The sequence below is a fragment of the Streptomyces sp. NPDC027185 genome (genome assembly GCF_055567035.1).
The window spans coordinates 932,256-957,672 of sequence record NZ_JBVHRF010000001.1 but is presented as its reverse complement, the minus strand read 5'-3'; the positions used below and the strand labels follow the sequence as shown (position 1 = coordinate 957,672).

At 70.7% G+C, this 25,417-nt stretch carries 18 protein-coding genes and 1 tRNA gene; 12 read left to right on the top strand and 7 right to left on the bottom strand.

Annotated elements, in window-relative coordinates:
- Positions 1–21: 21 nt before the first annotated feature.
- The 7 genes from ACZ4M8_RS04060 (at position 22) to ACZ4M8_RS04030 (ending at position 8,610) form a co-directional block, all read left to right on the top strand.
- Positions 22–2,136: an FUSC family protein gene (locus ACZ4M8_RS04060; protein ID WP_467603107.1), complete on the top strand. Its 2,115-nt coding sequence runs from the start codon at positions 22–24 to the stop codon at positions 2,134–2,136.
- Positions 2,137–2,448: 312 nt separating this feature from the next.
- Entirely contained in the window at positions 2,449–3,528 is a 1,080-nt protein-coding gene (gene mreB / locus ACZ4M8_RS04055; RefSeq protein WP_467603105.1) for a rod shape-determining protein MreB, read from the top strand.
- Between the two features lie 595 nt (positions 3,529–4,123).
- Positions 4,124–5,740: a sensor histidine kinase gene (locus ACZ4M8_RS04050; RefSeq protein WP_467603475.1), complete on the top strand. Its 1,617-nt coding sequence runs from the start codon at positions 4,124–4,126 to the stop codon at positions 5,738–5,740.
- A gap of 2 nt (positions 5,741–5,742) precedes the next feature.
- A complete protein-coding gene (locus ACZ4M8_RS04045; protein WP_399090820.1) occupies positions 5,743–6,150 on the top strand; it encodes a roadblock/LC7 domain-containing protein in 408 nt (135 codons plus the stop codon).
- A 64-nt stretch (positions 6,151–6,214) separates the two neighbouring features.
- Entirely contained in the window at positions 6,215–6,577 is a 363-nt protein-coding gene (locus ACZ4M8_RS04040) for a DUF742 domain-containing protein (RefSeq protein ID WP_399090823.1), read from the top strand.
- Positions 6,558–7,181 (top strand): GTP-binding protein, encoded by a 624-nt coding sequence (locus tag ACZ4M8_RS04035; RefSeq protein ID WP_467603104.1) that lies wholly within the window; start codon positions 6,558–6,560, stop codon positions 7,179–7,181. The genes ACZ4M8_RS04040 and ACZ4M8_RS04035 overlap by 20 nt, the downstream gene beginning before the upstream one ends.
- A 25-nt stretch (positions 7,182–7,206) precedes the next feature.
- Entirely contained in the window at positions 7,207–8,610 is a 1,404-nt protein-coding gene (locus ACZ4M8_RS04030) for a cytochrome P450 (protein ID WP_467603102.1), read from the top strand.
- 127 nt (positions 8,611–8,737) lie between these two features.
- On the opposite strand, the gene ACZ4M8_RS04025 is transcribed toward ACZ4M8_RS04030, so the two are convergent.
- Both ACZ4M8_RS04025 and ACZ4M8_RS04020 read right to left on the bottom strand, forming a co-directional pair.
- On the bottom strand, positions 8,738–9,883 hold the full coding sequence (locus ACZ4M8_RS04025) for a terpene synthase family protein (protein WP_467603101.1): 1,146 nt from the start codon (positions 9,881–9,883) through the stop codon (positions 8,738–8,740).
- Between the two features lie 2 nt (positions 9,884–9,885).
- Positions 9,886–10,797 (bottom strand): SAM-dependent methyltransferase, encoded by a 912-nt coding sequence (locus tag ACZ4M8_RS04020; protein WP_467603099.1) that lies wholly within the window; start codon positions 10,795–10,797, stop codon positions 9,886–9,888.
- Positions 10,798–11,266: 469 nt separating this feature from the next.
- Between ACZ4M8_RS04020 and ACZ4M8_RS04015 the strand changes: the two genes are divergently transcribed.
- On the top strand, positions 11,267–13,453 hold the full coding sequence (locus ACZ4M8_RS04015; RefSeq protein ID WP_467603098.1) for a tetratricopeptide repeat protein: 2,187 nt from the start codon (positions 11,267–11,269) through the stop codon (positions 13,451–13,453).
- A 263-nt stretch (positions 13,454–13,716) separates the two neighbouring features.
- On the opposite strand, the gene ACZ4M8_RS04010 is transcribed toward ACZ4M8_RS04015, so the two are convergent.
- From ACZ4M8_RS04010 to ACZ4M8_RS04000, 3 genes are all read right to left on the bottom strand, one after another.
- On the bottom strand, positions 13,717–15,543 hold the full coding sequence (locus ACZ4M8_RS04010) for a hypothetical protein (protein WP_467603096.1): 1,827 nt from the start codon (positions 15,541–15,543) through the stop codon (positions 13,717–13,719).
- A gap of 312 nt (positions 15,544–15,855) precedes the next feature.
- On the bottom strand, positions 15,856–16,497 hold the full coding sequence (locus tag ACZ4M8_RS04005) for a GNAT family N-acetyltransferase (RefSeq protein ID WP_467603095.1): 642 nt from the start codon (positions 16,495–16,497) through the stop codon (positions 15,856–15,858).
- 792 nt (positions 16,498–17,289) lie between these two features.
- Positions 17,290–17,387: transfer RNA gene (locus tag ACZ4M8_RS04000), tRNA-Arg, on the bottom strand.
- Positions 17,388–17,564: 177 nt separating this feature from the next.
- On the opposite strand from ACZ4M8_RS04000, the gene ACZ4M8_RS03995 reads away from it, so the two are divergent.
- On the top strand, positions 17,565–19,622 hold the full coding sequence (locus tag ACZ4M8_RS03995; protein ID WP_467603093.1) for a GNAT family N-acetyltransferase: 2,058 nt from the start codon (positions 17,565–17,567) through the stop codon (positions 19,620–19,622).
- 17 nt (positions 19,623–19,639) lie between these two features.
- The gene (locus tag ACZ4M8_RS03990) at positions 19,640–20,098 is read left to right on the top strand and encodes an ASCH domain-containing protein (protein WP_467603092.1); all 459 of its coding nucleotides are present in this window, start codon (positions 19,640–19,642) and stop codon (positions 20,096–20,098) included.
- 229 nt (positions 20,099–20,327) lie between these two features.
- Here ACZ4M8_RS03990 and ACZ4M8_RS03985 read toward each other — a convergent pair whose 3' ends face one another.
- On the bottom strand, positions 20,328–20,516 hold the full coding sequence (locus ACZ4M8_RS03985) for a hypothetical protein (RefSeq protein ID WP_467603091.1): 189 nt from the start codon (positions 20,514–20,516) through the stop codon (positions 20,328–20,330).
- A gap of 923 nt (positions 20,517–21,439) precedes the next feature.
- On the opposite strand from ACZ4M8_RS03985, the gene ACZ4M8_RS03980 reads away from it, so the two are divergent.
- A complete protein-coding gene (locus tag ACZ4M8_RS03980; RefSeq protein ID WP_467603090.1) occupies positions 21,440–22,327 on the top strand; it encodes an HNH endonuclease signature motif containing protein in 888 nt (295 codons plus the stop codon).
- Between the two features lie 729 nt (positions 22,328–23,056).
- Positions 23,057–24,145, top strand: coding sequence for a hypothetical protein (locus ACZ4M8_RS03975; protein WP_467603088.1), 1,089 nt, complete (start codon positions 23,057–23,059; stop codon positions 24,143–24,145).
- A 143-nt stretch (positions 24,146–24,288) separates the two neighbouring features.
- Here the strand turns inward: ACZ4M8_RS03975 and ACZ4M8_RS03970 are convergent, their stop codons facing one another.
- Positions 24,289–25,284 (bottom strand): transcriptional regulator, encoded by a 996-nt coding sequence (locus ACZ4M8_RS03970; protein WP_467603087.1) that lies wholly within the window; start codon positions 25,282–25,284, stop codon positions 24,289–24,291.
- Positions 25,285–25,417: the final 133 nt, after the last annotated feature.

Genomic DNA, 25,417 nt, shown 5'->3' with positions numbered 1-25,417 from the left:
TTCAGACCGTATTCTCCCGGTATGACCTGGTCGCGCGCGCTGAAGCAGACCGCCCGCTCCGGGCTGACCATCGAGCGGGCCAAACTCACCCCGGTCATCGCGGTGCGCGGCACCGCCGGTGTCGCCCTCGTCATCGGGCTCTGCCTGTGGCGCGGGACGCCCACCCTCGCCGTCTCCTCCGCCTTCGGCGCCTTCGCCGCGGGCATCGTCACCTTCCAGCGCAGCTGGCGCCCGCGCCCCGTTCTCGCACTCGCCGTCGCCGGTGGCTGCGCCCTCTCCACCTTCCTCGGCTATCTCGCCGCCGCCCACCTCCTCGCCTTCCTCCTGCTGCTCGCGGGCTGGACCTTCCTCGCCGGGCTGGCCTGGGCGATCGGCCCGGTCTCCGGACTCGTCGGCACCCAGACCGTCTCGATCATGCTGGTCACCGTCACCCTGCCGACCTCCGTGCTCGGCGCCCTCGAACACGCCGCCCTGATCGCCTTCGGCGGCCTCATCCAGGCCACGCTGATCATCGTCTTCCCGGTGCGCCCCTGGGGCGTCCAGCGCGACGCCCTCGCCGACGCGCTCGCCGCCGAGGCCGACTACGCCCGGCGGCTGCGCCACGACCCCGTCGCCCCGTTCGACCCGCAGCCCCTCATGGACGCCCGGCTCGCCTCCGCCGTCACCCCGCGCCAGGCCAAACGGCGCCCGGTCCAGCTCCACGGACCCCGCGGCATCGCCGAACAGATCCGGCCGGTCCTCGCCTCCCTCGCCGACCCGGTCGTCGGCGCGCCCCTGGAGGGCCCCGAACGCGACCGCACCCGCGACCTGCTGGGCGCCGCCGGCACCGTCCTGGACGCCGTCGCCCACGCCATCCGCCACGACCGTCCCGTCCGGCTGCCCCCGGAGGCGATGGCCACCCTGGAGGTCCCCGAGTCCGGGCCCGTACTCAAGGGCGCCGCCCGCCGCTCCGCGTACCGCCTGATCGCCCTCCTCGCCGACGCCGTCGAATCCACCGACGAGCCCGTCGAGTCCACCCGCCCCACCACCGAGGAGGAACGCGGCCACCTGCTGCGCCCCAGCGTGCCCCGGCTGATCCCGGTCGCCCTGCACTCCCTCCACCGCGAACTGCGCTGGTCCTCCCGCATCCTGCGGCACGCCGTACGGGTCACCGTGGTCGCCGCCGCCGGCTACCTGCTGGGCACCGCGCTCCCTTTCGGCCACGGCTACTGGGCGCCGCTCGCCTCCGTCATGGTGATGCGCCCCGACTTCGCCCAGACCTACGCCCGCGGCGTCGCCCGGTTCTGCGGCACCCTCGTGGGCGTCACCGTCGGCGGCGCCCTGATGGCGCTCTTCCACCCCGGCGCCTACGTCGCCGCCGCCCTCGCCCTCGCCTGCGTCCTGCTGATGTACCTGCTCATGCGCACCGGCGTCTCCGTCACCTCGGCGTGCGTCGCGGCGTACGTCGTCTTCCTCCTCGGCATCGCGGGCGCCGGCTGGGAACAGACCGTCCTGGAACGCGTCGTCCTCACCCTCGTCGGCGGACTCCTCGCCATGGCCGCCTACGCCCTCTTCCCCACCTGGGAGACGCCCCGGCTCCGCAACCGCCTCGCCGACTGGCTCGACGCCAACGGCCGCTACGCCCTCGCCGTCCTCGAACTCCACGCCCGCCCCGCCGAACGCCGCCCCCGCCAGGTCCGCGACGCCCTGCTGGACTCCCGCGCCGCCCGCGCCGCCTGGGAGGAGAGCGAGGCCCGCGCGGAGAAGGAACCCGTACGCCACCGGGGACTGTCCCGCACCTCGGCCGCCGCGGCGACCACCGCACTCGCCACCATGGGCCGCGTCGCGATGATCCTGGAGGCCCACCTCCCCAAGAAGGACGCCGAACCCTCCGTCGGCGCCACCGCGTTCGCCTACGAACTGCGCGAATCCCTCGAACGCGCCACCCGGGCGGTCCTGGACCGCGAGGAGCTGGACTGGAGCGAACTGCGCGCCGTCTGGGAGCGCTGGGACGCGGAGGACGAGAGCCAGGGCGTCGCCCTGCGCGGCGCCGACCTCCTCCTTGACGCCCTCGACGACCTCGCCCACGCCCTCTCCCGCGGCCCCGGCGGCCGCAACCGCGCCGCCCGCGGCAGACTCGGCAGCAGCAGCCACTGACCGGCGGCCCCGCGACGCCCCCGGGCCGAGGCACCGGCACGTACGCGGAACCGGCCCGCCCCGGGGGCGCCCACGGAACCGGCCCGCGCCCCGGGCGCGGCGCGGGAACTCCCCGGCGCGCCCCGGCCGGAACCCGCCCGGTGGCCCGCCCGTTTCCCCACCGCAGGAACCAATCCGCGCCCCCAGTAGTCTTGATAAATGCCCGCAATTGACGCCATTGGTGATCCCTTGGTGCCGTCTGGGCCGCGATGTCCGAGGACCTGGCCCCGCCGGGTCCTGTCATCCAGTTGAGAAAGAGCGAACGAACCTCCCATGGCGTCCAGCACCTCGTCCGGCACGTACGACATAGGCATCGACCTCGGCACCGCCAACACCCTGGTCCACGCACGCGGCAAAGGCGTCGTGCTCAACGAACCGTCCGTCGTCGCCGTCAACGCCGCGGGTGACGTCATCGCCGTCGGCGCCGAGGCCAAGCGCACCATCGGCCGCACTCCGTCCGGCATCACCGCGCTGCGCCCGCTGCGCGAAGGCGTCATCGCCGACTTCCACGCCGCCGAACAGATGCTGCGCGCCCTGATGAAGAAGGCGCTGCCCACCCGCCGCTTCTCCCGGCCGCGCGTGGTCATCTGCGTCCCCTCCGGGATCACCGGCGTCGAGCGGCGCGCCGTCATCGACTCCGCGCGCGGCGCGGGCGCCCGCGAGGTGCACCTCATCGAGGAGCCCATGGCCGCCGCGATCGGCGCCGGACTGCCGGTCGCCGAACCGGTCGGCTGCATGGTCGTCGACATCGGCGGCGGCACCACCGAGGTCGCCGTCATCTCCCTCGGCGGCCTGGTCACCGCCCAGTCCGTACGCGTCGCCGGGGACGCCCTGGATGCCGCGATCATGACGTACGTCAAGAAGAAGCACGCGCTGGCCATCGGGGAGCGCACCGCCGAGGACATCAAGATCGCGATCGGCTCGGCGGTGTGGAGCCCGGTCCCCAAGGACGAGGACGGCGTCCCCGAGCGCCCCACCACGTACACCGTCCGCGGCCGTGACCACGTCGGCGGCCTGCCGCGCGTCCAGGAGGTCACCGAGGAGGAGATCCGCGAGGCGCTGGCCGAGCCGGTCGACGCGATCGTCCGCGCGGTCCACCGCACCCTGGACGAGTGCCCGCCGGAGCTGTCCGGCGACATCGTCGACCGCGGTATCGCCCTGACCGGCGGCGGCGCCCTGCTGCGCGGCCTCGACCAGCGGCTCCGCCAGGAGCTCGGGGTGCCGGTGACCGTCGCCGACCAGCCGCTGGACTGCGTCGTCAACGGCACCGCGAAGTGCGTCGACGAGTTCGCCGCCCTCCGCGGCCTCCTCTCCGACGCCAAGGAGCCGCCCCGCCGGACCGTACGTCTGTAGCGGAACGCCGCCCGCCCCGGCGGGCGGCGACGCCCCGGATGCGGCGTATGCCCCCGGGGCGCCAAAGGGCGCCTACCCCCTCAAGGGTGAACTCTCCGCCGCCCGGGACGCCCTGTCCCGCCCCCGTCCGCCACGAACGGCGGAGACGGCCCTACGTCACCCTGCGACGGCGCGGCGGACACCAGGTCGGAGAGTCTTTGGCACCCCGCGACCGGCGGACGGTCGACGCCCGCCACGCTCCGTCGAACACACCAGGGGCATGTGCCGCCGGACCAGGCGCGCGGTGGCGGCCACCCGGCGCATCGCACTGCCGGACCATCCCTGCCGGAGCGCCGAAAGCGCGTCCGATGACACGACTCACCCGTATTCGGAAGAGAACTGACGGAGTGTCGAATATGAAGGGGAGGTTCGATTTCCGCTTGTTCAGGGCGTAGTGACCTGGCGTCAGCCTGCGATCAAACCCGGTTATGCTACTTCCGGTCCGCCGCCCCCCTGGAAGCGTTGCACGGTAACGCCCGTGACAGCGCTGTCCGTTGTGCCGCGGGCCCGGCAAGTCGTCCCGATCTTTCAATGTTTGAGGGTTTTGAGGGTGCAGATGGTTCGAGAAGGATCGTCACCCGGGGGGTCACGTCCCGTCTCGGTTCTCGCATGGGTGGTGCCCGCCGCGGTGACGGCCGTGGCCGGAGTTATCGCCGCGGTGACGGTCCCCTCCCAGGCGACCACGCCGGTCGCCTGGGTCGGGGTCATCGCCACCGTGGCGGTCGCACTGGTCACGGCCGAACTGGCCCGCCGCGCAGCGGTGATCAGCGGACTGCGGCAGCGTGAGCGCGAGTACCGCACGTCCCTGTCGCGCCAGGAGTCGGAGACCATCCGCCTGGCCAAGGACCTGCTGCCCGAGATGGTCAACCGGCTCAGCCGCGGCGAGTTCCCCGAAGACGTCTTCAACGCCATGGTGGAGCGGCTCGGCAAGCACGCCAAGGAGGCGGAGCTCACCCCCGAGTTCCACGGCGCCCACCAGGCCGTCCTGCGGTCCGTGATGGAAGCCGTCGTCGCGGAGGAGGACCTCCGTGACGCCGCCCAGCGCGCGTTCGTGAACATCGCCCGGCGCGTCCAGGCGATCGTCCACCAGCAGGCCCAGGAACTCCGCGAGATGGAGGACCGCCACGGCCACGTCCCCGAGGTCTTCGGCGACCTGCTCCAGCTGGACCACGGCACCGCCCTCATCGGACGTCTCGCCGACTCCATCGCCGTCCTCGGCGGCGCCCGCCCCGGCCGTCAGTGGAGCCGCGCCGTCCCGCTCTACAGCGTGCTGCGTGGCGCCATGTCCCGCATCCTCGACTACCAGCGCGTCGAACTGCACTCGGTCTCCGAGGTCGCCGTCGTCGGCCCCGCCGTCGAGCCGCTCATCCACGCGCTCGCCGAGCTGCTGGACAACGCCACCCGCTACTCCCCGCCGCAGACCCGGGTGCACCTGACCGCCGTCGAGGTGCAGTCCGGTATCGCCGTGGAGATCGAGGACGGCGGCGTCAGCATGAGCGAGGAGGCGCGCAAGCGCGCCGAGCGGATGCTGGAACAGGCCCAGAAGGGCATCGACGTCAACGACCTCGGCGAGACCCCGCGCCTCGGCCTCGCCGTCGTCGGCCGCCTCGCGCAGGTCTACAACTTCCAGGTGTCGCTGCGTACCTCCGCCTACGGCGGCGTCCGCGCCGTGCTGATCGTCCCGCAGGACCTGATCACCACCGCCCCCGCCACCGGCCGGGCCCACGGCATCGGCGCCTCCTCGGGCCCGCTGACCGCCCGCACCGAGAGCCCCGCCCGGACCGTCCGGCCCGCGCCGGCCCCCGCGCCCGCCCCCGTGGCGGCGCCGGCCCCCGCACCGGTCAACGGCGGCTACCCCGGCGACACCGCGGACGACATCCCCGTGGTGACGGAGCGGACCGCCACCGGCCTTCCGCAGCGGCGGCGCAAGGCCCGCGCGAGCGCCCCCATGACGCCTCCGGCGGCCCCCGCCCCCACCCCGGCGCCGGCCCCCGTTGCTGTTCCCGCCCCCACCCCCGCCCCGGACAACGCACCACCCGTGCAGCCCGGTATGTGGCTGGCGGCATTCCAGAGTGGCCTGTCCGGCGAGAGTCAGACGCCCGCGCCCACCGGCCCCGCCGGTGAGGCCGGTACAGCCCGTGAGAGTGACGAGTCGTCGGAAAAGAGTGAGTAGCCATGATTCAGCACCGGCCCAACATGGACTGGATGCTCAAGGACCTCGCGGAGAGCGTGCCGCAGACCCGTCATGTCATCGTGCTGTCGTCGGACGGCCTGCGGATGGCTCAGCACGGCACCGACACCGACACCGCGGACCGGCTGGCGGCCGCCTGCGCCGGGCTGCAGAGCCTCGCCGGTGCGGTTTCCGCGGAGTTCCCGCGCAGTGACGGCCGGATGCGTATGGTCGTGATCGAACTGGACGGCGGGTTCTTCTACCTGATGGCAGCGGGTGCCGGAGCGTACCTCGCGGTGCTGGCCGATGAGGACGTGGACGCCGGCTTGATCGGTGCGCGGATGCGGGACCTCGTAGCCCGCATCGGCGAGCACCTGAGCAGCCCGCCGCGCCACAACGGACAGGTCGTATGAGCGGGGTCGTCGAACATGTTGCGGACATGCGGCGTCCCCGCCGAGGGGGAAGAGGGTCTCCGGAGTGAGCGATGCGGACGAGGGCTGGGAGGACGAGAACCCGGAGAGGCTTTATGTGATCACCGGCGGGCGCAGCGGATCCTCCGGAAAGTCGGCCTCCCTCGACCTGGTCACGCTGATCGTGTCCAAGAACGCCCCCAAACCGGGCCTGCAGCCCGAGCACGCCACGATCATGCGGCTGTGTCACTCCCCGCTGTCCGTCGCGGAGCTCTCCGCCTACATGCGTCTGCCGGTCAGCGTGCTCACCGTCCTCCTCGGTGACCTGCTGGCGGACGGCCGCGTCGTCGCACGGGCACCCGTACCCCCCGCTCAACTTCCCGACCGTGCCCTTATTGAGGCGGTGATCCATGGACTTCAAAAGCTCTGAGACGCTTGTCGAGCACCCTGCCGAGGGCCCACGGACCGAGGACGTACTGCCGGATACCGCGGCGTCGGCGGTCAAGGTCGTCATCGTCGGCGGGTTCGGTGTCGGCAAGACCACGCTCGTCGGTTCCGTCAGTGAGATCCGTCCGCTGACGACCGAGGAGACGATGACCCAGGCCGGTGTCGGCGTCGACGACACCGTCGGGGTGGAACGCAAGACCTCCACCACCGTCGCGATGGACTTCGGCCGGATCAGTCTCAACGACGAACTCGTCCTCTACCTCTTCGGCACCCCCGGCCAGCAGCGCTTCTGGTTCCTGTGGAACGGCCTGTTCGACGGTGCGCTGGGCGCCGTCGTGCTGATCGACACCCGCCGGCTGGAGGTCAGCTTCGACGTCATCGGGCGGCTGGAGGAGCGCGGCGTCCCCTTCGTCGTCGCCATCAACTCCTTCCCGGACGCGCCGACGCACCCGGTCGAGGAGGTCCGCGCCGCCCTCGATCTGCCGGCCGATGTCCCGATAGTCGACTGCGACGCCCGGCTGCGCCCGTCAAGCCGCGACGTTCTGATGACGTTGATGCGGTATCTGCATTCCCTCGCCGTGGCGTGAGCCGGCGAGGAGCCAAGGAGCCACTGTGAGCACTTCCCCCACCCCGCCCCCGGGCTGCCCGGCCCACGGCCTCGGCCCGGACGGGCTGCGCCGGCTGTACGGCCCGGAGGCCGAGGCCGACCCGATGGGGCTGTACGAGAAGCTGCGCGCCGAGCACGGTCAGGTCGCGCCGGTGCTGCTGCAAGGCGATCTTCCGGCGTGGCTGGTGCTGGGGCACCGCGAGAACCTGGACGTGGCGCGTACCCCGTCCCGCTTCTCGCGTGACTCGCGCCGCTGGCGGGACATGCGGGAGGGCCGCGTCGGCCCGGAGCACCCGCTGGCCCCGCTCACCGCCTGGCAGCCGGTGTGCAACCTCGTCGACGGCGCCGACCACGAGCGGCTGCGGGCCGCGGTCACCGACTCCATCAACCGCTTCGACCGGCGCGGCATCCGCCGCTACGTCACCCGCTTCGCCAACCAGCTGATCGACGAGTTCGCCGGCGCCGGCCAGGCCGATCTGGTCAGCCGGTTCGCCGAGCATCTGCCGATGCTGGTGATGACGCAGCTGCTGGGCATGCCGGAGTCGTACGGGCCCCGGCTCGTCGAGGCCGCCCGCGACATGCTCAAGGGCACCGAGACCGCGGTGGCCAGCAACGAGTTCGTCATGCAGACGCTGACACAGCTCGTGGAGCGCAAGCGCGCCAACCCCGGCCACGACTTCACCACCTGGCTGCTGGAGCACCGCTCCGCCCTGACCGACGACGAGGCGGCGCAGCACCTCCGCGTCGTCCTGATCGCCGCCTTCGAGACGACCGCCAACCTCATCGCCAACACGGTGCGGATGGTGCTCACCGACCGGCGGTTCCGCGCCAGCCTCTCCGGCGGTCACATGACGCTGCCGGACGCGCTGGAGCAGGTCCTGTGGGACGAGCCGCCGTTCACCACCATCCTCGGACGGTGGGCCACCGGCGACACGGAGCTGGGCGGTCAGCGGATCAAGGAGGGCGACATGCTGCTCCTGGGGCTGGCGGCGGGCAACGTCGACCCGGAGATCCGGCCCGATCTCACCGAGCCGGTGCACGGCAACCGCTCGCACCTCGCCTTCAGCGGCGGTCCGCACGAATGCCCCGGTCAGGACGTGGGCCGCGCCATCGCCGACACCGGTATCGACACGCTGTTGGCCCGGCTGCCCGACCTTCAGCTGTCGGTCGCCGAGCACGACATCCCGTACCGGTCGTCGCTGATGTCCCGTCATATGGTCGAGCTGCCGGTGAAGTTCACGCCGAAGCCGAGCCTGCCGACGCAGACCGCCGGTACGGAGTTGCCCGCGCCGCGCCGTTCGGAGCCGCTGCCCGAGGCCGCGGGTCCGCGGCCGCCGGTCACGGCCCACGCGGTGCCGGCGGTGCCGGCGAAGCGCAGCTGGTGGCGCCGCTTGTTCAGCGGTCACTGAGGGAGAGATCCCGGATCCGCGGCGTACGGAGCGCGCGGCGGCCGGGGGTTCGACCGGGAACGGCGGTACGCAGGTGCCGCCGTTCCGTCGTTGGCGGGGGTGTCCCGGTGGGGACGGGACACCACACTCAGGGAGCGGCGGGGGCCGTCAGCTGCTCCCACCACCAGGCGATCGCCGGAATCCGCGGTGCGTCCGTCGAAGGATCGCTGGGCGTGTCCCGGTAGGTGACGTGGAACGACGCGCCCGGCACCGGCAGCGGATTGCGGTTGCGGGGGCTGGCGAAGCGCGGGGCCGCGTTCTGCCAGACGATGCATCCGGCGATGTAGTCGCCGAGCAGCTCCAGATAGCGGCGCATCATCGGGTCGCCGCCTGCGGCGAGTTGGTCGCGCAGCCGGAGGAAGAGGGTCATGGCCCGGTCGCGCAGACCGACCGCTTCGGCCAGTGCCTCGGCCGGGGTGCGGCCCCGCTCGTGTGCGATGACGTTGACGAGGTTCTGCTCGGGGAACTTCAGGTGGTCCTCCTTGGCGTAGGAGAACAGGTCGTTGTCGCTGCTGACGATGAAGCCCGCGGCGTCGGTCGCGGCCTGGACCGCCGGGGAGCAGAGCACGTCGGGCGGCAGCTCGACGCCGTTGGCCGCCTCGCTCCAGGCGAGGGAGAAGCGGGTGCCGTTGAGCGAGACGGTCATACCGGCGAAGTCGTTGAGGCACGGCATGACGCCGCGTTCGGTGTTGCTGGTCTGCCAGGCGGAGGCGAACAGCCAGTCCCGGGTGCCGTCGATGAACCGGCGCAGCTGCCAGGGGGTGAGGAGCGCCCGGGTCCGCTCCACCAGATCGTGCAGCGCTTCGGTCACCGGGCCGGGGGGCGCCATCGACGAGCCCGGGTATTCCAGGGCGCGGACCATCCGGATGCCGGCGTCGACGGCCTGGCCGGAGGCGGTGGCGTTGCTGCCGGAGTCGAGCCAGTCGTCGACCGTGTAGGCCCAGTAGTTCCACAGCATGAACATGAACAGGTACTCCGGCTCACCACGCGGGATGAGCAGGCTGCTGAATCTCGCGCTGTCGGTGGCCAGCCCCCACGCGCGTTCCGTGGGGTCGGGGTAGAGACCGTGGCCGTCGATCCACTCCACGGCGCGCCGTTCCAGCTCGGCGTAGTGCGGGTGGATGTCGCCGAGGGTGGCGATCGGGCAGTAGAACGGCGGGAGTTGCCAGCCGATGGGGGAGGGCCGGGTACGGTCCCCGTCGGGGGCGGTACGGGTGCCGGGGGCGAGGCTCATGGTCAGTTGCCTCCCAGGCGGAAGAGGAGCAGTCGCGTCTCGACCGCGTGGTCACGCCAGATGCGGAACAGCTTGCCGTGGGTGCGCTCCGACTCCAGCAGCCGGTCGCGGGCGATGGGGGAGGCCACGCCCGTACGGTCCATCGTCTCCACCTCCGCGGTGCTCCAGGCCATCGACTGCATCCAGAACTCCGCGACGCGGTCGGTGATGTCCTCGTCCTGCTCCAGCTCCAGACCGGCCGCGTGGGCGGCGGTGAGGTATTCGGTCAGGGTGCCCAGGCGGGTCTTGTAGTAGCCGTCGATGAACTCGGTCCACTCCGGGCGGCACAGGAAGTGCTCCTGGATGCCGAACCAGCCGCCCGGCTTGAGGGCCTTGGCCACGACGGCGAAGAGCCGCTCGCGGTCCATGTAGCCGGAGCTTTCGATGGCCACGGCGCCGTCGTAGCGGTTCTCGTCGGTCAGGTCGTGGACGTCGCCGAGCACTGGCGTGATCCGGTCGCTGACTCCGGCCTGCCGTGCGAAGTCGGCGATGACCGGTATGTGTTCGCCGGTGACGGTGATTCCGGTGACCTGGGCGCCGTATGTCTGCGCCCAGTAGATCGAGCCGCCGCCGACGCCGCAGCCGATGTCGAGGAGGTGGCCGGGCGGGTTGCGCGGGATGTCCCAGAGTCTGGCGGCGTGGTCGAGTACGGCTTCCTGCGAGGCGACGATGCGCCGCCGGAGGACGCGCTGCGCGACCGTGGTGTTGGGGTGGTCGCCTTCGGCAAATATCCCCATATGGAAGTGCACACGTGGCCCGGGGCCGTATTTGTGCAGGATGTCGGAGGTCTTGCGCGTGTAGTAGAGGGGGACCTGCTTCTCGTCGAACCCGGACTGGCCGGGGACGGCCGCGTCGATGACGAGGTGGTTGTCCATGTTTCAACTCCGAGGGGCAGACAGTCCGGTGCGCCGGTAGCATCCGGCGCCCCGGTCGGGGGGTAGGCCGGAACCAGACAGTCCGGGCCCACACGGTCTGCCCGGTAATGATCATTCGCAATCTGGTTACGGACCTCACGTGACCAGAGTCATATGCAAACCAGCCAAAGATAAACATTTATCGGCGAGGTGGATACGGCCAACGATTCGTTCGGTAGGGCGATATGGCGTCAGAAGGCGCAGCGGGTACGGGAATGGACGGAGCGTCAGTTGTGCCCCGGAGTGAGCCGTGGGGTGCCTGGGGTGAGGTCTCGGCCGAGGCGTGTTCCGGGCGGGCGCCGCTCGCGGCAGGATGTGCGGAAGGACGCGGCGCGCGGAGGTTCGCCACTACCGTGGAGCGCAGGCGGAGATACGGATCGGCACGGCCGCCCGGCAGGGATGCGGGGCGGCGTACGGGGGGAGTGACGGCATGCTGGATCCCACGTCGATGGGGGCGGTTTCGGCCCTGTTGTCCACCATGGCGGCGTCCATGGCGACAGAAGCGGGCAAACGTGGCTGGGAATCGCTCGGCGCGCTCGCCCGCCGGATCACCGGACGCGAGGTCCCCGCACCGGTCGGGGCGGGTGAGCGCGCCGAGCTGGCGGCGACGCTGGCCGGCGCCGCCGCCGGTGATCCCGAGTACGCCCGCGCCCTCGGCGTCCTCTTCCGCACCGCGCCCGTCCGCGTCCGGCCGACGGAGGTGCCGCGCCGGCTCCCCGCCACCGTGCGCTTCTTCACCGACCGCCGCCTGCCCCTCAAACAGCTCGACAAGGAGGCCGGACGCAAGGCGGACGGCCTGCCCCGCGTCGCCGTCGTGTACGGGCCCGCCGGCATCGGCACCAGTGCCGTACCCATCCACTGGGGCAGCCGGAACGCCCACCGCTTCCCGGACGGTCAGCTCTACCTCGACCTGCGGGCCGGCGGCGGTCTCGACGCCCCCGCCGCGCTCCGCCGCTTCCTGCGCGCCCTGGGCGTGGACGACGAGGACGTACCGCCCGCCGCCGAGGACCGCGCCGACCTGTTCCGCACCCTCGTCGCGGACCGCCGGCTGCTCGTCGTCCTCGACCACGCCCGCTCGGCCGCGCAGGTCGGGCCGCTGCTGAGCGGCGCGCCCGGCGTCTTCACCGTCGTCGTCGCACGCCGTCCGCTCGCCGGGCTCGACGCCGTGCCCGTACCGGTCGGGCCGCTCGACGCCAAGGACGCGCGGTCCCTCCTCGGTGATCTCACCGGACTGCGGTGGCGCGGCGACGACGCGGCCGTGCTCCAGGACATCCTCGACCGGTGCGGCGGCTCCCCGTACGCCCTGCGGACCGCCGCCGCCTCCCTGGATCTGACGCGGGATCCCGGCCCGGACGGCGGGGCACCGCCCCTCGGGCTGCCCGCCGCGGGCGACCCCGACCCGGTGCGCGCCGCCGTCGACGGTGCCTACCGGGCGCTCCCCGCGGACGCCGCCCGGCTCCACCGGCTGCTGGCCCTGCACCCCTGGCCGGCCGTCGGGCCCGCGCAGGCGGCGGCCACCGCGGAGACCACCGAGGCGGAGGCGGAACGCCTCCTGGGGATACTGGCCGAGCGCGGCCTGCTGGAGACCCGGGACGGGGTGCGGTACCACCACCGTCCCCTCGTCCGGCAGCACGCGGAGGCCCTCGCCGCCCAGGAGGACCGGCCGAACGGGTGCGCCGCCGCCGTCGCCCGCACGGTGACCTGGGCGCTGCGCCTGGCGGTGTCGGCCGACCGCGCCGCCCTGCCGGAGCGCTGGCACCTCGGCCCGCTCTACGAGCTGCTGCCGCGGGGCCCGTACGACGGTCCCCGGGCGGCGCTCGGCGTCCTGGACTGCGAGCTGCCCACGCTGGTGGCGGCGGTGTCGGCGGCGGAGGCGTACGGCGACCACGACAGCGTCTGGCAGCTGTGCGAGGCGCTGTGGGCGGTGCAGCTCAAGGCCGGGCGCCACGAGGAGGTCCTGCCGGCGCTGCGGGCGGGCGTCCGCGCGGCCCGCACCCTGGCGCCCGGGGCGGACGGCACGCCGGGGCCCGAGGTGTCCGGCGGGCCGGCCGGGGTGCGGGCCCGGATGCACACCCAACTCGCCATGGCCCTCATGGAGAAGGGCTCCGACCACTTCGCCGAGGCCGAGGAGGAGTTCCGGAACGCGGCACGGGCGGCGCGGTCGGCCGGGCACCGCCTCGGACAGGCCACCGCGGTGGAGACCCTGGGCCTGCTGCGGCTGCGGCAGTGGCGGTACGCCGAGGCGCTGGAGCTGTTCGAGGAGGCCGACGCCGTCCTCGTCACCGTCCCGGAGGACGGCAAGGACCGCGCCAGTGTCCCGCGCGCCCGCGCCCTGCTGGAGCGCCACCGGGGCCGGGCGCTGCGCGGTCTGGGCCGTTACGACGAGGCCGCACGGTGGCTGGGGCGGGCCCTGGAGTTCTTCCGTGCCGAGGACCCGTACAACACCGCCCGCGCTCTCACCGACCTCGGTGAGGTGTGCGGCGAGGCCGGACGGCTTCAGGAGGCGCGGGCCCACTTCGAGGAGGCCGCCGGACTGCTCGGCGAGGGCGGCGCGGGGTACCACCTGATCCGCCTGCGGGAGCTGCGCGGGACCGTCGAGGGGGACGGGGGGCGGTAGCGGGCCGGGGCGGCGGGCTTCGGCTCCCCGGAACGCTGCCGCCGGGCACCGGTGCGGGCCGCCGCTGGGCGGACGGGCCGCCCCTCTGCCGTGGGCACCCGCAGGTTCCGGGCAGGCCGTCCCTCCACCCGCGGTCACCGGCGATTCCGGACGGGCCCGCGGTCCTGGCTGCCGCCGCTCGCCGGGGCGGCCTCGACGTTCTCCGGACGGGCCGCGTCTCCTCCCGTCACCCGAGGTTCCGGACCGGCGGTGCCCGCGCCTGGTCACCCGAGGGTTCCGGTGCCCTCCGTCGCCGGGGCGGCCGGGGCGACCGTGACCCGGTGGCGGGCTCGGGCCGTCCGTACCGTCAGGCCGTTCGCGATCAGGCTCCGCGGTGTGGCACCGGCGGACAGGCAGGCGAACAGCGCCGAGGCGTGGGCGGCGGGGTCGGCGGCCGCGGCGTCGGCGGTGAGGGTGAGGGCGACGCCGGTACGGGTGCGGACGGTGCAGGTGCCGGGGGCGCTGACGTAGCAGGCGAGGGTGGCCTGCGGGTGACGGGCCAGCACCTCGGCGCACCAGGCCGCGGGCGGGCCCAACCGCGGATCGCCGTCCGGACCGTGACGGAAGATCACATCCGCCGCGGCCACCGCCGCCCGGTCCGCGGTGTCCTCATGGGCCGCCGTGTGCGCCTGGACGGGGGCGCCGCCCCGCCCCTCCGGGTCCCCCTCCGTCTCCTCCGGTTCGTACGACGGCTCCGCGTAGCGGCGCAGCGCCACCTCGTACGGGCCGAGGAGCCGGGTCAGGACGTGGAGCGCGGTGGTGTGGTGCGGCGGGTCGTACGCGGGCAGCGGCAGCGGGTCGAGGAGGGCGGGGGCGTCGGGTTCGGTCAGGCCGAGGAGGTCGTGGAAGAGGGTGCGCAGGAGGGCGGCCGACTTTCCGGGGACGGAGGTGGTGAGGGCGGCGGGCCCGGGGTGCGGACGGTGGGCGGTGATCGCGGTTTCGAACTGCGGGCGCAGGGGCCGGAGCGGGTCGAGGCGGGGTGCGGTGCGGACGAAGTCCGCGACCGGCGAGGCGGGGTCGAGGCCGTCGAGCGGGGCGGCGCCGAGGAGGACGGGGGTGCCGAGCGCGGCGGCGTAGTAGGTGACCGAACCGTGGTCGCCGAGGACGAGGTCGGCCGCGAGGAGCGCCTGCCGCCAGTCGGTCAGCGGGTCGAGGAGCGCCAGCCCGCCGCGGCGCGCCCGCTCCAGCCAGGCCCGTACCTGGCCGGGGCCGTGGCCGTGCCAGATGTTGGGGTGGAGGACGGCGGCGAGGCGATAGTCGTCGGCGGGGAGTTCGCCGGTCAGGCGGGGGAGGAGGGACGGCAGCAGATCGTCGCCGCCGTCACCGAAGAGCGAGGCCGGATTCCAGGTGGAGTTGAGGACGACGAGCCGCTGCCCGTCCCGCAGGCCGAGGGCCCGGCGGTAGCGGTCGCGGTAGGGACGGGCGTCCAGCATCCGGTCGAAGCAGGGGTCCCCGGCGAGAACGGCGGTGTGCGCCGCGGCCGGGCACGCCGCCCGCAGCCTCGTGAGCTGTTCCGGATGCGAGAGCACCATGGCGTCCGCGACCGGCTCCCCGTCCACGAGCAGCCACGCGTCCGACATCCCGAACACCGGGTCCGGCGTCCGGCGTCCGGCGTCCGGCGTCCGGCGTCCGGCGTCCGGCGTCCGGCGTCCGGCGTCCGGCGTCCGGCGTCCGGCGTCCGGCGTCGCCAGTGTCTTATTATATCCGACACCATGGGACAGAACGGCCAACTTCCCGCAAATTTCATGGAGTTGGCCGCCGAAGCTGGCGGAGACGGCGAGATCCACCCGCGTCCGCAGCGCCTGTGCCCAGGGGAGTACGGGGACCCCGACCTCGGCCAGCAGTTCCGGTACGCCGGCCTGGAAGGGGGAGGAACCGGTGCAGGTGGCCAGCAACTGGATACGCCAGTCGCGAAGCAACGGCAGGACGTCGAGCAGCCGGGTCGCGGACGTCACGTTGTGCACCACGAGCAGCACCCGTCGCACCGACCCCCGGGTGTCCCACCGCCCCGCCTCGGCCCCCACGGGCACCCGTATCCACGCCTCGCTCACTGGTCCCCCTCCGTCGCCCTGTGTCCGCCCGCGCGGGGCGCCGGCCTGGCCCGCCGGGTGCGGCGCAAGGGGTCATGATCTCATCGGGCGTCACCGCGCGGGGTGCGGTGGGGAGGTGGGGCGGGGAGGGCGGCGCCGCGCGGGGAGCGGGCGGAGGCGCTTCCCTTACGGAGGCGCCTCCGCTGCGGGCCGGGCCCGGAGCCACGGGCCCGCCCCGTCGGCCGCTCGTGGTCCTTCCGCACCACTTCGAACGGGCCTGCCGCCCTCTCCTGTGGCGGACGCGGCGCGTTCGGCGCGTCCGGTGGGATCGCTCTACGGAGCGGGGGACTTCGGTGAGTTCCTGCACCGGCCGGCGGCGGAGGGCACCGGCCTGGTCCGGGCGGCGGAGGGCGGCGGGATCGAGTGACGGAGGGCAGGGGCGGGAGCCGGGGGGAGAGACGCCACCGAACCGCCGTTGGTGCATGGCCGGGAGGCGTCACCATGGTTCTCCGCCGTGCCCGTGGGGGAGAGCCGCTTCCCGAACCAGAGGTTCGCGTAGGGCTCGTCGTTGAAGGCGGGGACCTCGACGTAACCGCTGCTCCGGTAGAGCCGGACGGCCGCTTGCAGGGCGTTGTTGGTGTCGAGCTGTATCAGGTCCCTGCCGTGACGGGCGGCGTGCCCTTCGAGGGCGGCGAGGAGGTGCCGGGAGAGGCCGAGTCCTCTGGCGCGGGGGCTGACCCACAGCCGTTTGATCTCCGCGGGTTCCCCGGGCGGGAGTTTGAGACCGGCGCACCCGACCGGCGCGCCGTGCAGCCGGGCGACGAGGAACAGTCCGCGGGGCGCGCGCAGTGGTGCCAGGTCGGGCAGCAGGCTGTTCGCGGGGTCGAAACCGCCGTCGAGGATTCCGTGCAGCTCGGAGGTGTAGGTGCCCAGGCAGTAGGCGGCGTCCGGATGGGCCGGGTCGAGTACTTCCACGGAGACCGCCGGGGCGGGCGGGGGCAGCGGCCGGCCGGCCTCCGTCGGGGCCGGGAGCCGCCGGTCTCGCCGCCGGGCGCCGGGAGGGCTGAGGGGCGGTACGGCGAGCGCCCCGCCCCGCTCGCCGGAAAGGGCGCCGACCTGCTGCCCGGCTTCGGCCGATGCGCCCGTGCCCGCCGCCCGATCGCAGCCCTCAAGCCTCGCGGCGCCGCCGGTCACCGGTGCTTCGGGGCCCGCATTCGGGCCGTAGGGTCTTCCGCGGCGCGGGTCGATCCGTTGAGACATCCCTGAACTCCCTCTGTGTCACCACTCACCGTGGGTGCAGCCGTGATTCACGGGCGGGACCGGCGGACGCCTTCGGCGACGATGGCGAGGCTTCCAAAGCGTGATCAGGGAGTGCGCCCCACGGGTCGCCGACCCGGCGGGGCAGAACATGATCAACAGTATGTGCGGTCCCGGACACAGACTGTCAATGGCTTGACATCGCTCACACCTCCATATGGATGTAGTGCGCACCTAGGTGGGGTGATATAGCGCGACCTGCACTTTCCCCTCGGTGGCGCGCTGACGCCCCTTCGCTTGAGCGCTCCGAATCAGCCACCCGGGAAGTCCTCACCGCCGCCCTGGAGGTGGCCGCGCCATCCCCGCGCGGTTCCCTCGCCGCACCCCGCCCACCCCGCCCGCGTCACGTGGGCCGGCCTGTCACCCGGTGGCACCGAAGTGTTGGTCCTGTTCTCGCCGGTCGCCCCCGACCAGCAAAAAGACCCTCCCGAAGGAGGGTCTGATCTGGTGCGCCCCCGGCAGGACTCGAACCTGCGGCCAAGTGCTTAGAAGGCACCTGGTGGTTGGGGGAGCGGAAAGGTTCTGACCTGCTCGAATGCCTCCATGGCCTGACTGCTGTCCAAAACTTTCAGCGTTTTCGGGACGACGCGTCGTCCGATCTCCCTTCGTGGGGAGCGATTTGGTGCGGCCTTGTCGGTTTTGGTCGATCGGTGGCTTGAGACCTGATCCTGGGCAGGATGCGGTCGGCCGTGATCAGTCTGAGTGGGGTAATCGGAGGGGGAGACATGGCGATCAAGGTGCTGTCAGTGGCGGGGGAGCAGTCCGAGTTACTCGATGCCGTCATCGCCTTGGGGGACCGGTACACGAAATTCCTGGGCTTGCTCACGCCGCCGGCCTACCGCAAGCATGCCGAGGACGACGGTCTGCTGGCCGCCGTGGAAAACGGTGAAGTCGTCGGTTACGCGCTCTTCGGGCTACCCAAGCGGAACCCCTATGTCCGCCTCGCGCACCTGTGTGTGGCCGAGGAGCACCGAGGAAGGAACATTGCCCGTCTGCTGGTGGGGGCGATCCGGGAGCGGCACGCGCACAGGCTCGGCATCCGCGCGAAGTGCCGACGCGACTACGGGCTCAGCGCTATGTGGACCGCCCTGGGGTTCATTCCGAAGGGCGAGAGCCTGGGGCGCGGCAAGGACAAGGAAACCCTCGACGCCTGGTGGCTCGATCTCGGTCATCAGGATCTTTTCACCGAGGTCAAGAGCGATGCCCTGCTGGTGGTGGCCGTCGATCACAGTGTCTTCGCCGGACTGCACGGCGCCGGGGCGGAACAGGCCGTCGAGGAGTCACGGGCGCTTGAAGCAGGATGGCTTGCCGACCTGATTGAGCTTGCGGTCACGCCGCAACTCCTCCACGACGTTCGTGAGATCAAGAGCCGTGAGGAGCGTCAGCACCAGCGTGCTGGTCTGGCCGGTCTGCGGTCGCTGTCGCCACCCGGTGCGGTGGTGGCGGCCCGCCAGGAAGAACTGGTCGACGCCGTCAAGAAGAACGTCCCGGACGTGCCGTCCGATGGCCAACTGCACCGACGCCTGGCGTACGTGGCCGAGACATCCTGCGCCGGCCTCCAAGTGCTGGTCACCCGCGATCCTGAGCTGGCACGGCTGGCAGACGTCGCTTGGGGCGTCGCCCGCGTCAGGGTGGTCTCGCCCGCGGCTGTGACGCTTCATGTGGACGAGTTGCGCCAAGCCCAGCTGTACCGCCCGGCAGATCTGATGGGCACGGCCTTCTCGACCGAAGAGGTCGAACCCGGCACCGAGGCGGAGCTGGTCGCCTTCTTCGACCAGAACGGACACGACAGTGGGGCCGTGCTTACCGAGCGACTGAAGGCGCTCTCGGGTGACGGAGTTCTGTGGCGCAGGGAGCTGCTACGTGACGGGGAAGGGCGCCCTGCTGCCCTGTACGCGTGGGCGCTGGACGGTCGCACTTTGAACGTCCCGATCCTGCGGACGGCAGCTCACCCGCTGGAGGAGACACTCGCCCGGCAGCTGCTCTTCATGCTCAAAAGGCTGGGGCGGGAGCGAGAGGCCCAGGTCGTCCGCATCGCCGATACTCACCTTTCCACGGCCGCTGCGGAGGCTGCCGGGGCTGACGGCTTCGCTGAAGACGCCAGCAGCTTCACCGCTCTCCTGGTGGATGCGTGCGGATCGGCCGAAGCCGTCTCAGAGGTGGCCGGAGAGATCGCGAAACGGGCGGCGCGTGCGGTGCCTCATCTGAGCTCCGGGGCGTCGGCGGAGATCACGAGCGTCGCCGAGCGGATGCTGTGGCCGGCGAAGTTCATGGACACGGCGCTGCCGTCCTTCATCGCTCCCGTCAAACCCCGTTGGTCAACAGAGCTGTTCAACGTTCCGGCCATGCTCGTGCCCCGCGACGACGTGCTCGGTATCAGCCGGGAGCACGTCTACTATCGGTCGTCCGGCCACCGAGGCGAGAGCGTCCCCGCAAGGATCCTCTGGTACGTCAGCGAAGGCGGGGCCAGGCACCAGGGCAAGATGGCGATCGGCTGTTCGCGGCTGGACGAAGTGCTCATCGACGAACCCGACGCCCTCTTCTCGCGATTCGAACACCTGGGCGTATATGGTCGTGACGAGGTGCGTGCGGCAGCAGACTCGTCAGGCAAGGTCATGGCCCTGAGGTTCTCCGACACCGAGATCTTTCCCGTACAGGTGACGCATGGACGGCTGGTCGCTTTGGCGAAGAAGCTGGGTCTACCGTTGTCGTTGATGTCGCTGTCGAAGATCAGCAACGCGCTGTTCCAGGCGGTCTACGAAGAGGGGCACCGAAAGACGTGAGCGGTCCGGAGCGCGCGATGCTGCTGTCCGTCCACCCCAGGTTCGCCACGGCGATCCTGGCCGGAACCAAGACGGTTGAGGTGCGCCGTCAGCGCGTCGCCGCTCCACCCGACACTCCGGTCTTCCTGTACGCGACGGCGCCCACAATGGCCCTTGTGGGCATGGCACGCATCGCGTCGATTCAGGTGGCGTCCCCCCGTGAAGTCTGGTCGACCAGCCGTAAGAGTGTCGGTATCAGCCGGCGGGAGTACGACGACTACATGAGCGGGGCGGCACAGGCGAGCGGCCTCGCGCTGGAAGACCCGGTCACCTTCGAGGAACCCGTGCCGCTCGCCGCTCTCCGAGAATCCGGTCCGTTCCATCCTCCGCAGAGCTACCGGTACTTGACCGGCGAGGATCTGCGGAAGGTGACTGCTACGGCGCCAGGGGCAGGCACGGTCCTCCACGGGGCCCTCAGTCAGCTCGTTTCGGCCTGAGGCGTCTGAGCGGAGCCATGGCGCTCAGAGCCGACAGGGCGGGTAACGAGTCGGCTGACTCGGGGCGGTGCTGATGTTCGGAACTACCGCTTTGCAAGTCCTGGCGGGGCCGTGCTGGACGGTCCCACGCAGTCGGCAAGCGGCCCGTTTTCCCTTGTCGCTGGGCATATCGCTGACGCCAGGTCCAGCACCCAACCGGCCCGTGTCACGCCGTCCGCTAACGCATCGCTCACGCGTGGCGGGCGGCGGACCAGGAAGCCGTTGTGGTGATAGGAGCCCGGCAGACCGCCTCGACGCCCCGGCAGGACGGGATCTCCAGCTTCCAGCCCAGGTACCGCTTATTGGGGAGGGCCGGGCAGACATCGCTGCAGGCCATGGTGATGCAGATGTCCGGCTCTCCTCCGATATTCGCCCTCACGCTGGCCCCCTGACCACCAGCGCCCTCGGGCCAGTAGCGCGGGCGACCGCGCCCCGGTCGCCCGCAGATGCTTCCTCCTGGGCGTCCTTGCCGGAGCCATCCGCGCAGATCCCCATCCTCCAGGCCGCCGCCATCAACGCGCCCTCATGTCTTCGACGGGGCGGCTCTTGCCGTGCCGCCGGGCGCACATCTCTTCGTCACCCCTTGGAGCGTTGTTGCAGATCGCAGCTGTATTCGCGTTTGAAGCGAAGTGACCAAGTCCATTAGCTGGCGCAGCACTTGGTGCAGCAACAGGTTGTCAGAGGCTCCTGCAATCATGGCTGCTATGGCCGCCAAGAGATGTGATCGCTGTGATTTGTTCATCGGGCAAGGTTGCGACTGCCCTCCAGATGGATCTGCTCCGCGTGTGTATGGCATCGCAGTTCCTGTGCAAGCAGGGCGGAAGCCCGTGGTACGTCCTGAGCGCATTCTGATCTCTCCACACGGCGTGGCCCACCTCCCGGATCAGTGCAACCACCACCCGGAGCAGAGTCACCGAGACGCCAATTGGGGGTGGGTTCCGCAGCCGTCAGCGGGCATGTGGGAGGACATAGACGAAACGCGCCCGGTGCAGGCCACGGAGGGGAACACGCAGCTCGTCGCCTATCGCCGGTGTCGCAGCTGCTTGTCGTAGTGGCGGTGGCGCCGAGGCCAAGGATGCGGTGAGACATCCGAGGCCGGGAAGGCTGCACTGCGGCTTCTGCCCGCTTTTGATCAGGGGACGGATTCGGAACAGCTCCCAGTCCCCCATGTCTGGGGCGCGCCCTCCAGCACAGTTTCCGCAACGCGCATGGCTTGAAATAACCACTGAGCGGCGCAGACGTCGGGCGTTGTCAGAGCCCGCCGATACGGTCCCCACCACCACGCGTCAGAGGGAGCGCCCCATGGACAAGAAGCCGCGCCGCTACTACAGCAACGCCACCATCGCCGCACTCATGACCCTAGCTCGCGGCGGGTGCTACTGGCCCGATTGCAAGGTCCCCACCATCCGTCTGATCAACGGAAATCCCAGGCTCAACCTTGAGATCGCCCACATCCGGGCATTCGAAGAAGGAGGCAAGCGATTCGACCCGACAAGCTCGGTGAGGGAGCGCAACAGCTTTGACAACCTCCTTCTGCTGTGTAATCCCCACCACGAGGAAGTCGACGGCCCTGAAAGCGATGAGTACCCCGTGGAGGTACTACTGGGTTGGAAGCACACACGCGAGGCCGATGGCCTGGAGGCCCTAGCGGGCCTGGGGGAGCTCACCAAGGCCGAACTCAGCGAGATGATCGCGGCTGCACAAAGCCAGCTCGTCGACCGCATCGGACCTGCACTGGACGAGTTCGCCAAGACCGCCCCGGAGCTCGCCTCCCTGCTCAAGGTCGTCGTGAAGGAGCTGACAGATCCAAGAGTCCACGGCTTCGGGATCTCCCAGGACGGGATAAATATGCTGCACAAGTCAGCGCGTACCTTCGCCAATTTGGAAGACAGCGCCAACGTGCTGGCCAAGGCAGCGGGAAACCTCAGGAACCTGGAAGACAGCGCCAACAGGCTGGCTGAGGCGGCTGATGGCCTCAAGAACCTCCAAGAGGGGGCGGACACCCTCGCCGACGCCGCCGACTCCCTCGTGAACCTCGATGACAATGCGAGGATCCTTTGGCATGCTGCCAATAAGACCCTGAAAGCCGCCGAATCCCTGGAGAATCTTCCAGATAACGCGAAGCTCCTTTCAGGGGCCGCGAATAAGGCCCTGAAAGCCGCTGAAACCCTGACTCATACGCGCTTCTGAGGCCGGCAGATCCGGCTCGCCGTGGCTGTGGCCAACGGAATCGGGAAGCGGGTCTGTGGACTACTCGACGCAGCGGGAGCGGCAGCAAGCTTAATCGGATACTTCAAGCGGTGCGAGCGGGCGTTGGTCATTCGTTCGGCCTGCGCGAGGCATGTCGTCACGGATATAGGTTGGCGGTAGGCGCCGCAGTGACACACAGGAAGAACGCCTTCCCAGAGCCCCCAGCAGCGATCGCCGCGCTGGGCGCCGAGCGGACCGCCTCGGTGGCGGTGCAGAACAGGGTGCGAATCCGCGCTGATGCTGGCGGGGGCGGAGAACGAAGAGAGGAACAGCGACAACTTCGTAGAGCACCTGCCCGCCAGCTCCACCCTCGACTGGTCATGACGGAAGGAGCTGCTGAGCGTCCGGCGGGCATGCCCCACGCGAAACCACACCGCTCCGCAGCCTGACGAGCGGTTCATCGATGGTGACACCGGGACGGCGACCTTTTTAGCCGGGCGGCCAGCTCAGCGCCCTCCGTCACCTCAGCACCACATGTGTGACACGAACGTCCGCCACCTAACCGACCGGGGCCCCGGATGTCAGCCGCACCCTGCTCGTCAGGAAGCAGAGTGCAGCTCCGGTGCACCCGGCTGGAGTGGCCCGGCCGTCCTCACCAGCTACCGGCCCTACTGGCTCGTTCTGGTGGATACGACCGCAGTTGTCACCACGCAGTGCGATCCTTCGGCCATGGTGATACGCATACGACCGTTAAGGGCCCTCAAGGCGCGACGGCGCAGCAAGGCATTCAAGAAAGCAGACAAAGAGGTCGCAGATATGCAGGCGGCGCTCATCAAGATCGGATCCCGCAGACCAGTCGTTTCTAAAGTGCGGGCCGCGCTGCGGTTCAACGCGTGGGCACTGCAATTCAGTGGTCGGAATTTCCTCATTTACATCCCGACGATGTTGATGGGCGTCTTCTGGGCCGGCGGGGTCATCCGGCAGGCAGTCAGTAGTGGCCGTATGGTGGGCGGTTTTACGATCAGGGACAATTTACTTGAGATTCTCGCCGACAAGGTCAACGAAACCCCAGCGATCCTTGTCGGCGGCTACACCTTCGCGATCATAGTCATGATTCCGTATGCAGTAGGTTACTACTGCATATTTCTTTTTGGTCCTATAGTTCTGGCATATATGGTGTGGGCGCGTGCCTATCCAGCGCAGGTAGTGGACGAAGGGGTTCACGCCATGGACCGGAGGTTCGGGCTGGTGGCCAGGGTTGCGGAGGCTGTCACGGCGTGCGGAGAGGCATATGGGGCAGGTGGCTCGCGACGGGCAACATCGCTGCGTCGGAATGTGGCGGCAAAGGTTGCAGCGCTGGAGATGGCGCTCTTGCGAGCGCCTCGCAGTCGCGGGACGGTTCCGTTCCGGTCCCACCGGAGAAAGGCCCTGCGGGCTCATGCACGGCTCGTGGCATCACGTCTAAGGTCAGCGGAAGCGCGGTTGGACATCGATGGCGACGAGGCTCTCCCGGAACTCGCCGAGCTGATGCTTACCGTGGCGGAGCGGTACACGGACGGTCGGGTTGGCGCACTCTTGGATCATGAGGAACTGGACGGAATCGATCCGGTACGGGATCCTGAGCCGATACAAATGATCGCAGTCGTCCTGCTGACCGTTGCGGGAGCAGTAGTCGTCTCGCTGCTCGGCCTTCCTGAGGCTGCGGAGGGTCCGGCGATCGCTGGTGTCGGACTGCTCGCGCTGATGCTCGTGTACGGACGGCGAGCTCGGCGCCGGTTTCACCTGCTTAGTCTGTTCGGCAGCAGCAGCGCCTCGTAGACGCTTGCGACGTCGCAACGCCTCGTGTCAGGAGCTCGGTGACCGAGAGGCCAGATGCCCGGCAGGAACCAGGTGGCGCAGCCTGCGTGTCCGCTGCGATGGGGGCGTGCGAGGAGCGCAGGAAGGGCCACTGACCTGCCGTACTACGCCGCCAGCACCGCGATCCGCTCGGTCGCCTCCCTGACCTTGGTCTCCCGCTGATACGGCCGGAACGCCCGGCGGACCTCTTCGAGGCGTTCCACGCCGCGGCGGGAGTGGATGCCCTGGTCGATGAGGTCGGCTGCCTTGTGGGTGGCTTCGAGTGCGCCGTCGAGGTCGCCGGTCTGCTGGTGGGCCAGGGCCAGGGTGCCGTAGCGGACGGCGCGGTCGCGGGGTGCGGCTTCGGTGACCGAGCGTTCCAGCGCGGCGGTGGCCTTTTCGGCCTGCCCGGTGGCGAGCAGGAAGCGCCCTTCGGTGGAGCGGAGCTGCGCCTCGCCGAACCATGCAAGGTAGGCAGGGGTATCGGAGTGGTCGTCGCGACCGAGGGCGTCGAAGGCGCGGTTGAGGGCTGCGGCTGCCTTCCGCTGGTCGCCGGCCTTCCTGTAGACGGTTGCCTGGTGGGCGGCAAGGGACGCTTGCATCACCGCGGGCACACGGGTGCGGACGGCGTCGGCGGTGTCCATCAAGCCAGCGGCGGCACGCTGTTCACGCTGACCGGCGGCCTGGGTGGCCATGAAGCACAGGGTGTGGACGCCGAGAGTGTCGTCGCCGGCGACCTTGGCGGAGCGGAGGGCGGCGGTGTAGTGCTGCTGAGCGGCGCTGTGCAGGCTGGTGTCGTAGCTCATCCAGCCCAGCAGGCAGCAGACCTCGGCGGCCAGGACGTAGAGCCGCTGGGCGGTTGCCTCTGAGTAGCGGCCGTTCTTCAGCATGGTCGTGATCAGTCGAAGGTCTGTGCGCGCGGACTCCAGGAAGTCCCCTCCGCCGGATTCCTGCTCCATTCCCCGCAGGGATTCGACCCTGTCGCGCATACGGTCGACGGTGGCGGCGGTGACCCGGTCGCCGGTTGCGGCTGCGGCGATGGCCGGTTCTGCAGCGGCCCATTGGGCGCCGATGCCCACGAGCACCACACCGCCGATTCCGAGAAATGCCCTCCGGTCCATGGGTCCACTCCCAGCAAGCGAGGTCAGAGATTTCAGCGTAGCCCCCTGCGTCCATGGAGCGGCAAAGTCGTAACTGTTCCGGACGGGTAGCCAGTACGGCCATGGGGCTGATGAACGGACGGACTCTGGGATG